Origin of the sequence: Pantoea sp. EEL5 (genome assembly GCF_049892805.1) — a bacterium.
GTDB lineage: Bacteria > Pseudomonadota > Gammaproteobacteria > Enterobacterales > Enterobacteriaceae > Pantoea > Pantoea ananatis.
The window spans coordinates 851144-862304 of record NZ_JBNDNJ010000001.1 but is presented as its reverse complement, the minus strand read 5'-3'; the positions used below and the strand labels follow the sequence as shown (position 1 = coordinate 862304).

The following is an 11161-nucleotide window of genomic DNA, read 5'->3' as shown; positions in this document are numbered from 1 at the left end:
GTTGTCAGTGTTATTCAGCGCGGCCTGTCAGCAACAGGTGCATCAGGCATTTCAGGTTTAACGGGCGTGGCATTGCCGGATGCCCAGGTCGTTGGCCACAGGAGCAGCGTCAGGCGCGTATAGGCTTCGTCCAGGTAAAACCCCGCGTAGCTCCAGCGACGCCAGCGCGACAGGCGTTGTGGCTGCTTTTGCAGCAACACCTGGCACAGATACAAGGCCGCCATTCCTGTCAGCGCGATCAGGCCCAGACGTTCATCGGGGGCATCCTGCAGGCCGAGCGGCAGCGCATGCAGAAACAGGGCAATCATCGACAGGCCGATAACAGTGAAGAGCCCGAAAAGAAGCTGTGAGGCAGGTGAAGCGCCGTCGTCTTGCGCATCAGGCAACCACAGCAAGGGCGCCCACGCCATGCCCAACACCCCGCTCCACCACCAGGGCCAGGCGGCCAGATCTGCCAGCCTCAACACCAGAAACACCGCTGAAATCGCCAGCACTGGGGCGAGCATCACACTCACGGTGCCGGGCAACGAGGTCCGGTGCAGCGTCTGCTGGCGAGTTTGTCTTACGCTTTCTGAAGCGGACAGGAAAGCATGGGCTTTGTAGAGCGAATGGCCAATGAGATGCAGAGCTGCCAGGGTGTAAAGGCCAAGCGCGCACTCAAGCAGCATGAAGCCCATCTGCGCGACGGTGGACCAGGCCAGCCGTACTTTTACGCTGATGCGCGTCAACATGACAATGCCTGCCAGTACAGCGGTCGTCAGCGCGAAAATCAGTAACAACACGCGCGCAGCGCCTGCCTGTTCTAACATCGGGGCGAAGCGAATCAGGACAAAGCCGCCAAGATTAACGACGCCTGCATGCAAGAGCGCAGATACCGGCGTCGGGGCTTCCATCACCTGTATCAACCAGCCATGCACCGGCAGCAAGGCCGTGCGAAGAATAACAGCCATCACGAGCAAAACGGCGCTCGCCTGCAAGGGCACGGACGCCCCCTGCTGGGCAATGTGCGCCCACAAAGCTGACAGCGAGAAACTGCCCACTTCCCACCAGGCCAGCGCGGAAGCGCCGAGCAACATCACGTCTGCTATCCGGTCAGCAATATACTTTTTGTGTGCCGCAAACAGGGCAAAGGGGCGATCGGGATAGAAGCAAAGCAGCTGCTGTAGCGCCAGGCCTACAGCGGCCCAGGCGGCAATGAGTAGCAGCCAGTTATCGGCCAGCAGGAGCAGATGAACACTACCCAGTACAGCGGACAGTGCGCCAATGTAGCGCCGCTGGTTCGCTTCGCCTTCAAGGTAACGCACAGAAAATGATGCGATGACTTTGCCAAGCAGTTGTACCAGCAAAGCCAGCACCAGGCCAAACGTCGTTGCTTTTACTAAACCAGGCCATTGCGCCCCGCTGGTGCCCGCGGCGAGGGACACGCCTGCGAAGGCAATGGCGCCATATGACACAATCTGCAGCACACGCCACAGCGCCGTTGTAGACATCCCACTTAAACGTGTCAGCCCTGCTAAGCCCGCCATTAAAACAGCAGGTGCTAAAAAACAAACCAGGTATAAAACTTCAAGGATATTCATCGCATAGCCCTTATGAATGTGACTGAGCCTATGTTCCTTGACGGTTACTATTCTGTAAAATATATTTATTTGAATAAATTGATACCTAAAACAGAACAAATGAATCTTAATCAGCTGAACTTTCATCACCTTTTCTATTTTTGGCGAGTCGCCAGGCTCGGGCACCTGACGCGGGCGGCCGAAGAGCTGGCGACCTCACAATCAGCCGTTTCGGTGCAAATCCGACAGCTTGAGGACCGGCTGGGAGAAAGTTTGTTAATCCGTAAAGGCCGCCGCCTGATCCTGACGGACACAGGTCAGTTGGTCATGGCTTATGCCGATAACATCTTTGGGCTCAGTCAGGAGATGTTGGGACGCTTAAAAGGCCGGTCTGCCGGTGTTACACGGCTACGCGTGGGCAGCGTGGCAACCCTGTCGCGCAACTATCAGGAAAACTGGATTCGACCTGCACTTGCCGATCCTGGTGTGGTGCTGACGCTGGAGTCCGGATTACTGGAAGGCCTGCTGGTCAGGTTGATGCAACATCAGCTCGATGTGGTGCTGGCCAATGAAACCGTTCCCGTGGATACCGATCGCCCTTTGCACTTCGTGTTTCTGGGCAGTCAGTCCATCTCTTTGGTCGGCCCGGCGAGCAAATGGGCATCGCGCAGTCTGCGCATCCCGGAAGATTTGGATGGCGTGGAGATTGCCCTGCCCGGCCCACGCCATGCCTTGCGCGCGCAGTTTGATGCGCTGTGTTCCACAGCGGGCGTAAGGCCCAGAGTGCGCGCTGAAGTCGATGACATGGCGATGCTGCGTCTGATCGCGCGTGACAGCGGCTGGCTCACCGTATTGCCCGAGGTCGTCGTTCAGGATGAACTGCGTAGCGGATTGCTCGTCACCGTCGGCCAGTCTGCGGATCTGCAGGAGCGCTTCTACGCCATTACGACGCCTCAACGGCATCGTATCGACGTGCTTGAACAACTTCTGACGGGCCAAAAACGCCCGGCGCACGATTAAGCATCACCGCTATCGCTCTTTGCCTGCTAACGGGCAAAGAGCGGGCAAATGCCACGATCGGCAGGTCAGTCTTATCGTATTTCTCTGCTGGCAGTTGTCTGTGTCTGCGTATTTGAAGTGGGATTCCCCGCTTGCGTAACCGTTTCCTGTATTACTTTTCGTAAAGCGGATCACAAATCGGCGCGCCGGATAACCCGCTGCACAATTTCGTATTGAATATCAATTTTCCTGGTGCCAGGATAAAACGGCATCACGCTTGTTACCGATTATCGGGCAAAACCTGAATGCAGGCTGGGGGAATTTCCCTTCAACGCTGTATTTATGTTTTGCCCGATGTTGTTTCAGGAGTGAGCGATGCTGGTCAGACAAATTCTGAATAATAATGTGGTCAGTGCCGTTGATGATAACGGCCTTGAAGTTATTTTAACCGGTCGCGGCCTGGGATTTAATACACACCACGGTGCCCGTATTCACCCCAGCGAAGCAGAAAAGATATTTCGTCTGGAAGATTCGTTGATCTCTGCGCGCTTTAAAGATCTGGTCAGTGAAGTGCCCATCGATATTCTTCAGCTTACCGCCGATATTGTCAGCCTGGCGCGCGAAAAGCTAAACCATAAATTAAGCGAAGGGTTGTATGTGACGCTGGCCGACCATCTTCACTTCGCGCTGCAACGCCATAAAAATAACGCGCCGCTTACTAATCCGCTGGAGTGGGAAGTGCGCCACTTTTATACCGCCGAGTACGCGATTGGCCGTCAGGCGTTGGGCATGGTGGTGGCCCGAACCGGTATGCTCTTACCGGACAGCGAAGCCTGTAGCATTGCGCTGCATATCGTCAACGCCGGGCTTCACGATACGCTGGGAAAAACCGCGAAAATTACCCAACTCCTCTATCAGCTACAGCACATCGTAAAATACTTTTTTACCCTGTCAATGGATGAGCACAGCCTGAATTATCAGCGCCTCATTACGCACCTGAAATTTTTTGCTCAGCGGGTCATCGATGGCGAGGTGTTAAATAACAACGATGAGGAATTTTTTGCGCTGGCGCAGCAGCGTTACGCCCGCACGCTCAAATGCGTTGAGGCCATCAATGAATTTGTCAAAAAGCATTACCACCACAGCATGAGTCATTCTGAAAAACTCTATTTGACAGTACACATCGAGAATATTGTGCAGCGCAGCACGCCCAGCGTTTTACCCCCGTAAAGAGTATTAAAAACAGGTTCCGGCTTGTCACTGTTCAATCAGGCAAACCCCAGAAAACGATCCAGCCGGTTAACGCCGGTCATTGTGGATGACGTCATATTGACTTCAGTCTGGAGGGATTTATGAATTATCACAAAACCGCTCAACGCATTATTACCCTGATTGGCGGAAAAGATAACGTCCTGTCTTTATTTCACTGTATTACCCGCCTGCGTTTTTTACTTAAAGATAACAGCCTGGCTGATCGTGGTGCGCTGGACGCGCTGGAGGGCGTTATTGGCGTAAACCTCTCTGGGGATCAGTTTCAGTTGATCATCGGCAATGAGGTCGAACCCTTGTACAAGGCGCTGATGAGCCAGCTATCGCTAAAAGAAAGTCCGCCGCGCCCGACCTCGCGCCGCAATCCGGTCTCGGCAGTGCTGGAAGGGTTATCCAGCATCTTTTCGCCCATTATTCCCGCCATTGCTGGCGCAGGGATTCTCAAGGGGATCCTGGCGCTGCTGGTGGCTTTTCAGTGGCTCGAACCGCACAATCAGAGCTATCAGATCCTGCTGGCGATTAGCGATGGCGTATTTTACTTCCTGCCGTTGGCGCTGGCGTTCAGTGCGGCAACGCGGTTTGGTGCCAACCCTTACGTTGCCGTCGCGCTGGCGGCCTCGCTGTTTCACCCTGCCCTGCAAACCCTGTTCAACGCCGGTGAGCCGATCCACTTCCTGAGAATACCCGTGCCAGCGGTGAACTATGCCTCAACGGTGATTCCGGTGCTGCTGTCGATATGGCTACTGAGTTACGTGGAACGCCTGATCGATAGCGTGATGCCCGCCTCGCTGAAAACCATGTTTGTTCCTCTTCTGAGCCTGCTGATCGTCACGCCTGTCACGCTTATCGCCATCGGCCCACTGGGGATCTTTGCCGGCAACGCGCTGACCGGCGGCATTATCTGGCTGGTTGAAAACATGGGGATGGTTGCGGGCATCGTGGTGGGCGGAACCCTGTCGCTGATTATTATTACCGGCATGCACTATGTGCTAGTGCCCGTGATGATCCACAACATCAGCAAGCTGGGTTTCGATCCGTTTAAAATCCTTTTCTATGTTGCGAATCTCGGCCAGGCCGGTGCGGCATTCGGCGTGTTCCTGCGGGCCAGAGAGAAAAAGCTTAAGTCACTGGCGCTCAGCACCAGCTTCAGCGCCGCGATGGGCATTACCGAACCCGCGATGTACGGCATCAACATCCGTTACAAACGCCCGTTTGCCGCCGCTCTGCTCGGCGGGGCCTGCGGCGGCGCATTCGCGATGGCGATGGGGGTAAAAACCTATGCATTTGCGCTCAGCGGGCTGCCTGGCATCCCCGCGCTGGTCGGCCCGACCTTTATCTATGCCCTGCTCAGTCTGGCGATCGCCTTCGGCAGCGCTGCCCTGCTCACCGTGATGCTGGGCTTTGATGAATCTGCCCACTTGCCCGCCGCCGATGAGGCATCCGCATCCGGCGCCAGGCGCCACGAACCCGAGACGCTTTTTGCGCCTGCCAGTGGTGAGATCACACCGCTGAATGCGCTGGCGGACCCGGTATTTGCCGATGAGATATTTGGCAAAGGGCTGGCTATTTATCCCTCTGGTGGCGAGCTACGTTCTCCCGTGGACGGCCACGTCGAGTCGCTGTTTGAAACTCACCATGCGCTGGGGCTCAGAAGCGATACCGGCGTGGAAATCCTGATCCACATTGGCATCGACAGCGTCAAACTCGGCGGCCGCCACTTCACCAGCCATATCCAGCCCGGGCAGTGGATCAGCACGGGCGATCTGTCAGTCACCTTCGATCTGGCCGCGCTTCAGGCGGAGAACATTGATCCGAGCGTGATCGTCATTGTGACCAACAGCGAGCGCTATGACGAGATTCGTCCGGTGAAAGCTACCGGGCATATCGCCAGTCGCGAGGCCTTTCTGACACTCACCGCCGCGGCGGTTTAAGGAGCAAAACATGACGAGTTCAACGACCTTTCCAGCGGGATTTTTGTGGGGCGGTGCGACCGCCGCGAATCAGCTTGAAGGCGCATGGAATATCGGCGGCAAAGGGTTATCGGTGTCCGATGTTTATACCTTCGACGCGGCCACACCGCCCACGCAGTGGCTGGATCAGTGGCTTAGCATGACGCATGCGCAGGTTGAAGAGGCGCAGAACCCGGACAGTAAAAAGTATTATCCCAAGCGCAAAGGCAACGGCTTTTACACCCATTTCAGGGAGGATATCGCGCTGTTCGCCGGTATGGGATTTAAATGCTTCCGGATGTCGATAGCCTGGACGCGTATCTTTCCGCGCGGCGATGAAGCCGAACCTAACGAGGCAGGCCTGCAGTTTTATGATGAGGTACTGGATGCGCTGCTAGCGCACGGAATCGAACCCATTGTCTCGCTGTCGCATTACGAGATGCCGCTGGCGTTGGTGACGGATTACGGCGGCTGGCCAAATCGCCAGCTGGTGGATTTCTACGTGCGATTCGCCACCACGGTTTTTACCCGCTATCGCAACAAGGTGAAGTACTGGATGACCTTTAACGAGATTAACTGCGTGAAGCATCATCCTTACGTCAGCGTCGGCGTGATCGAGGAAGGTCATCCTCATCTGGAGCAGGATAAATATCAGGGCGCGCACCATCAGTTTATCGCCAGTGCGCTGGCCACTAAGGCCTGCCACGCGATAATTCCCGGTTCTCAGGTGGGCTGTATGATTAGCTATCAGATCCTCTATCCGCATACCTGTCATCCGGATGACGTACAGGCATGTGAAGAGATGCAGCGCGTTTCGCTGTTTTTTAGCGATGTGCAGGCGCGCGGCTACTATCCGGCTTATGCCCGCAGAATGCTGGCGGAGAAAGGCGTTCAGCTGAGCAAAGCCGTGGGTGACGATGAGATCCTGCGGCAACATCCGGTAGACTTCGTTTCCTTCAGCTATTACATGTCCAGCACCGTCAGCGCCCATCCCGAAAAGCTGACCGGCGCGCAGGGCAACCTGATTACCGGCGGAATACGTAACCCGCACCTGGCAACCAGTGAATGGGGCTGGCAAATCGATCCTAAAGGGCTGCGGCTGGCGCTGAACCAGCTTTATGACCGTTATCAGAAGCCACTGTTTATTGCCGAAAACGGTCTGGGCGCGGTGGATACCGTTAAGGCCGACGGCAGCATTGATGATGATTACCGCATCGACTACCTGCGCCAGCATGTCGAACAGATGAAAGAAGCCATTGCCGACGGCGTCGCGCTCTTTGGCTATACCTGGTGGGGGCCGATCGACGTGGTGAGTGCCGGGACCGGTCAAATGTCTAAACGTTACGGTTTTATTTATGTGGATCAGGATGATATGGGCAACGGTAGTCAGAAACGTACCTTGAAAAAGAGCTATCACTGGTATAAAAAACTGATTGCCTCTAATGGCGAAGACCTCCGCCGCTAACCCGGTTAAACGTCACTGAGGTGACCTGCTGACAGGCGCTGTCAGCAGGTCAGTGTATTTCAATCTCTGTCGTCCATCCCGGCAGAGCGGCTCACTGCCACTTAAGCCTCAGGAGAGGAGTGATTTGAACACGCTGCATTTAGTCGATCCCGAGTTACTTCCCATTCTCGCAAACAGCGCGCCGCTGGCACTCACGCCTGAAACGATTGTGGCACTGCGCCAACAGCGTCAGGATGCTGCCGTTAAGCAGGTTCAGTCTTATCGCGACCTTGGGCTTCACATCCATGAGCAGCAGATTGATTTTCCCTATCGTCCCCCCGTCAGAGTCTGTGTGATAACGCCCGTAACCGCCGCCGAAAAGCGCATGGGCATTTTGCACATTCATGGCGGCGGTCACCTGTTCGGCAGCCCGGAGCAGTCGCTTTCACTGACCAGTGCCACGGCGCTGCGCCAGAACTGCGTGGTGGTCTCGGTGGACTATCGCCTGTCACCGGAAACGGTGTTTCCCGGATCGCTGGAGGACGGCTATGCGGTGTTGAACTGGATGGTAAGCCAGGCCGACAGGCTGGGCATCGATCCGGCTCATATCGGCTTAATGGGCGACAGCGCCGGTGGCGGACTGGCCGCCTCGCTGGCGCTGCTGGCAAGGGATCGCGATGGCCCAAAACTGGCCTTCCAGAATCTGATGTTCCCGATGCTGGATGACCGCACGGTGACGGAAACACATCCCAATCCCGTGACTGGCGAGTTTGTCTGGACGCGCGAATATAATCGTATTGGCTGGACCGCCCTGCTGGGCGAGGAACCCGGCAGCGAAACGATCTCGCCTTATGCCGCACCGGCACGCGCCAGCAACCTTGCCGGGCTTCCCCCTGTCTGGATCGGCGTCGGCACGCTGGACCTGTTTCTGGATGAGAACCTCGATTATGCACAACGGCTGATCCGTGCCGGCGTTGCCGTCGAGCTGCACGTCTGGCCTGGTGCCTTTCATGGCTTCCATGCCAGCGACACGGCCGCCGTTTCCCTGCAGGCCAGGGAACTGCGTCAGTGCTGGCTGTCGCGCTTTAATCCCTGCCCGGCAGGTTGATGGGCGACGCATATCCTGCCAGGGTTGAGCAACGCCGTTAACGCACGGAGCTACGTGATGCAAATGCTCAACATTGTACCCCGCCTGATGACAGCGCTGCGGGCGGGGGAAAAACGCCATACGATTCGCTGGCAGGAACAGAAGATTACGCCGGGCCCACTTTGCTATGTCAGTAACGAGGATCCTGCGACCTGGGTGATCGTTGATGTAGCGCAGGTGGTGACCATGCCGCTGTCATCCGTCGCGCACTATCTGGGCAAAGGTGATGAATGGCCCGATGCAGTCTTGTTGGCCGGAATGCAGGAACATTATCCCGCGATTCAGCTTGACTCACAGGTTGAGGTGATTCATCACTCCGCGCCGTGTCAGGATGAGCGTGTGCTTCACCTCGCATTGCTGGCGGCCCTGACGGTGCTGGAATGCAGCCTGCATCATGAAAAGCGCCACGATCTAGCGTGGCTTGACCAGAGACTGCATCCCGAATTTAAAGAGATCACCCTTTCAGGCACGCTGCTGAACCGTGAGCAAATCATCGCGGCGCTAATGAATGAAGAGAACGCGCAGGCCATTATCAGCAGCGACTTTCAACTGATGGAGGTCGGAACCCAGCATGCCATTTTGCTTTACCGCACCGCGCAGCCAGACGGCAGCCGTGCCGCATTACGTTCGTCCCACTGGGTTTTATCCGCAGCGCATGGCTGGCAGATGATTTTTCATCAGGGCAGCACGGCAGCCGCCTGGTCATAGTCTGGGGTTTGGGGTTTGGGGTTTGGGGTTTGGGGTTTGGGGTTTGGGGTTTGGGGTTTGGGGTTTGGGGTTTGGGGTTTGGGGTTTGGGGTTTGGGGTTTGGGGTTTGGGGTTTGGGGAAAAAGCGTGGGCTGTCCACGCAGCCGTAAAACAGACCCACAATCTGTGACAATCATGGCCGACATGCGGCCATGAGCGTTATTTCACCACAGGGTTTTTCTGCAGCGACAGCGCATCCATAAAGGCATCATCAAGCTGCAGATGTTCTTTCACCAAATCGCGCGGCGTACCGGCCAGCCACTGATTCAGGGAAATATCAGCGTAATAATCACTTTTGAATAACTCCAGGAAACGCAGCGGCCCCTTACCGGTATTTTCAACATAGTGGCCCATCGCGAACGGCACATAGCCGACGTCCCCTGCCCGGTAGTCAAAGGTTCTGGCCTGCCCTGACGACGCAAACACGCCCATGCGCCCTTCGCCTTCCAGGTAGTATTGCCACTCGTCGTTGTTCGGATGCCAGTGCAGCTCGCGCAATCCACCAGGTTCGATCTCCACCAGCGCGGCCGCGATGGTCTTTGAAACCTTAAAGATCGAAGAGTCAGTGATTCTGACCGTGCCGCCCGGCGCCTTGATCGGTTCCTGCGCCAGCATGTGGTGCGTAAAGGTGCGTTTGGCTTGGGTTGCCCCTTTCACCGCCACGGATGAGAGGCTGCCGGGCACCGGCGCGGCGAAGATGTATTCATCTTCAGGCGAGGGCAGTTTGGCAAAGGTTGAGACCGGCACCTTGAAATTTTTGGCCAGAATCTCGGGCGGGATGTGTTTGAACCAGTCGGACAGCAGAAAGGTGCTGTCTTCATCGAATCCGCCGTCATCAAAGGCCAGCAGAAACTCGCAGCCGTCCGGCCCCAGCCCCTGAATAGAGTGCGGAATGCCCGGCGGGAAATACCATAGATCACCCGCACCAATATCGTCCACGAACCAGGTGCCGTCAGTATCGAACGCCGTGACGCGGGCATTGCCATAGGTCATATAGGCCCATTCGCCCTCTTTGTGCCAGTGCAGCTCGCGAATGCCACCGGCATTGAGACGCATATCCACGCCCGCAATGGTGGTGGAGACGCCGAGCTCACGTTGGGTGACCTGACGGGTCCATCCGCCACTGCTTTTACGCACGTGCGCGTCGCTGAAGGAAAAGCGCAGGTTTGGCAATGTGCCGCTGTCGGTAGGCGGAGGATTTACGATGTCAGGATTTTCCGCTTCGCGGATGGGATCGTGCGGGCCGGGATCTCTGCCAGCGCCGGAAAAGGACTGAATGCTGTCATGTGCGTGAACCTGCCCGGCCGCCAGGGCGACCGTGCCGCCTGCCGCAAAGGCCATAAAGCTTCTTCGGGTTAATTTACTCATTAATAAAATACCTCGTTCCTTGCTGATAAATTCGACGACATGCGCTGTCATAAGAAATTTATAGCGGGCTAAGTTAAATTTTATTTATGGGATATGTAAATTTTGATGACATCCGCATGGCCGATTGGGTACGGGAATTATCAACCCGTGCTGCCTTTTTACCGGTGATTGAGGAAGCGTTAACTTTTCTTATTGGTTCAATCTCATAACTGGCACGAAAGGATCATTTTCACGCGTAACGGCAATATCAATGCCGATCATACTTCGTTACAGGTTCAGGCTGAGGCGTTGTCTGTTGCAAGTCAGAAATGAACCGCTCTGATGAGGATAATTCCGTCGCAGCCAGCAGCGTTCGGGGCATGGCGCGCAGCGAGTGAAACGGCAGGGGTTGTAAAGGGAAAGGCCTTAATGCGCACTGTGCGCCCGGCCGGCAAACACTGAGCAGGCCAGACGACAGGGTAATGCCGCTAGAAGAACCTAAGCTGACCCGGACTGGCTTCGGCCTGAGGCGCGCGGGCTGAGGCGGCGGCACCTTCAGCCTGCAGCGGACAAAACGGGTAAGCCCGGTGGCGTTCGGGCAAATTAACAATGATGATGCTCTCTTCCGGTCCATCAAGCACATCATCCATCAGACTCAGATATTCATAAGGATTTTGCATAACTTGTCTCTGTTCCGTTA

Annotated in this window: 9 protein-coding genes; 6 read left to right on the top strand and 3 right to left on the bottom strand. The window is 56.0% G+C overall.

The window, feature by feature from the left end; translation table 11 throughout:
- Positions 1-14: 14 nt before the first annotated feature.
- On the bottom strand, positions 15-1580 hold the full coding sequence (locus tag ACPXSQ_RS04170; RefSeq protein ID WP_019105063.1) for an NADH-quinone oxidoreductase subunit L: 1566 nt from the start codon (positions 1578-1580) through the stop codon (positions 15-17).
- Between the two features lie 99 nt (positions 1581-1679).
- Here ACPXSQ_RS04170 and ACPXSQ_RS04165 point away from each other — a divergent pair, with 99 nt between their 5' ends.
- The 6 genes from ACPXSQ_RS04165 to ACPXSQ_RS04140 all read left to right on the top strand — a co-directional run bounded on the left by ACPXSQ_RS04165 (position 1680) and on the right by ACPXSQ_RS04140 (position 9075).
- The gene (locus ACPXSQ_RS04165; protein ID WP_026020934.1) at positions 1680-2579 is read left to right on the top strand and encodes a LysR substrate-binding domain-containing protein; all 900 of its coding nucleotides are present in this window, start codon (positions 1680-1682) and stop codon (positions 2577-2579) included.
- Positions 2580-2933: 354 nt separating this feature from the next.
- Positions 2934-3788, top strand: coding sequence for a BglG family transcription antiterminator LicT (licT, locus tag ACPXSQ_RS04160; RefSeq protein ID WP_014593490.1), 855 nt, complete (start codon positions 2934-2936; stop codon positions 3786-3788).
- Between the two features lie 122 nt (positions 3789-3910).
- Positions 3911-5758, top strand: a complete 1848-nt coding sequence (locus ACPXSQ_RS04155) for a beta-glucoside-specific PTS transporter subunit IIABC (protein WP_426142878.1) — start codon at positions 3911-3913, stop codon at positions 5756-5758.
- Between the two features lie 10 nt (positions 5759-5768).
- Positions 5769-7241 (top strand): glycoside hydrolase family 1 protein, encoded by a 1473-nt coding sequence (locus tag ACPXSQ_RS04150; protein ID WP_210523563.1) that lies wholly within the window; start codon positions 5769-5771, stop codon positions 7239-7241.
- Between the two features lie 124 nt (positions 7242-7365).
- The gene (locus tag ACPXSQ_RS04145) at positions 7366-8328 is read left to right on the top strand and encodes an alpha/beta hydrolase (protein ID WP_426142876.1); all 963 of its coding nucleotides are present in this window, start codon (positions 7366-7368) and stop codon (positions 8326-8328) included.
- Positions 8329-8385: 57 nt separating this feature from the next.
- Positions 8386-9075 (top strand): DUF4440 domain-containing protein, encoded by a 690-nt coding sequence (locus tag ACPXSQ_RS04140; protein WP_210523565.1) that lies wholly within the window; start codon positions 8386-8388, stop codon positions 9073-9075.
- A gap of 198 nt (positions 9076-9273) precedes the next feature.
- Here the strand turns inward: ACPXSQ_RS04140 and ACPXSQ_RS04135 are convergent, their stop codons facing one another.
- Positions 9274-10482 (bottom strand): cupin domain-containing protein, encoded by a 1209-nt coding sequence (locus ACPXSQ_RS04135; RefSeq protein ID WP_210523566.1) that lies wholly within the window; start codon positions 10480-10482, stop codon positions 9274-9276.
- Positions 10483-10949: 467 nt separating this feature from the next.
- Positions 10950-11141, bottom strand: a complete 192-nt coding sequence (locus ACPXSQ_RS04130) for a hypothetical protein (RefSeq protein ID WP_426142873.1) — start codon at positions 11139-11141, stop codon at positions 10950-10952.
- Positions 11142-11161: the final 20 nt, after the last annotated feature.

Bases quoted from the DNA above. Each gene is read 5' to 3' on its own strand.
- ACPXSQ_RS04170 (WP_019105063.1), bottom strand. From the start codon at position 1,580: ATGAATATCCTTGAAGTTTTATACCTGGTTTGTTTTTTAGCACCTGCT.
- ACPXSQ_RS04165 (WP_026020934.1), top strand. From the start codon at position 1,680: ATGAATCTTAATCAGCTGAACTTTCATCACCTTTTCTATTTTTGGCGA.
- licT (WP_014593490.1), top strand. From the start codon at position 2,934: ATGCTGGTCAGACAAATTCTGAATAATAATGTGGTCAGTGCCGTTGAT.
- ACPXSQ_RS04155 (WP_426142878.1), top strand. From the start codon at position 3,911: ATGAATTATCACAAAACCGCTCAACGCATTATTACCCTGATTGGCGGA.
- ACPXSQ_RS04150 (WP_210523563.1), top strand. From the start codon at position 5,769: ATGACGAGTTCAACGACCTTTCCAGCGGGATTTTTGTGGGGCGGTGCG.
- ACPXSQ_RS04140 (WP_210523565.1), top strand. From the start codon at position 8,386: ATGCAAATGCTCAACATTGTACCCCGCCTGATGACAGCGCTGCGGGCG.
- ACPXSQ_RS04135 (WP_210523566.1), bottom strand. From the start codon at position 10,482: ATGAGTAAATTAACCCGAAGAAGCTTTATGGCCTTTGCGGCAGGCGGC.
- ACPXSQ_RS04130 (WP_426142873.1), bottom strand. From the start codon at position 11,141: ATGCAAAATCCTTATGAATATCTGAGTCTGATGGATGATGTGCTTGAT.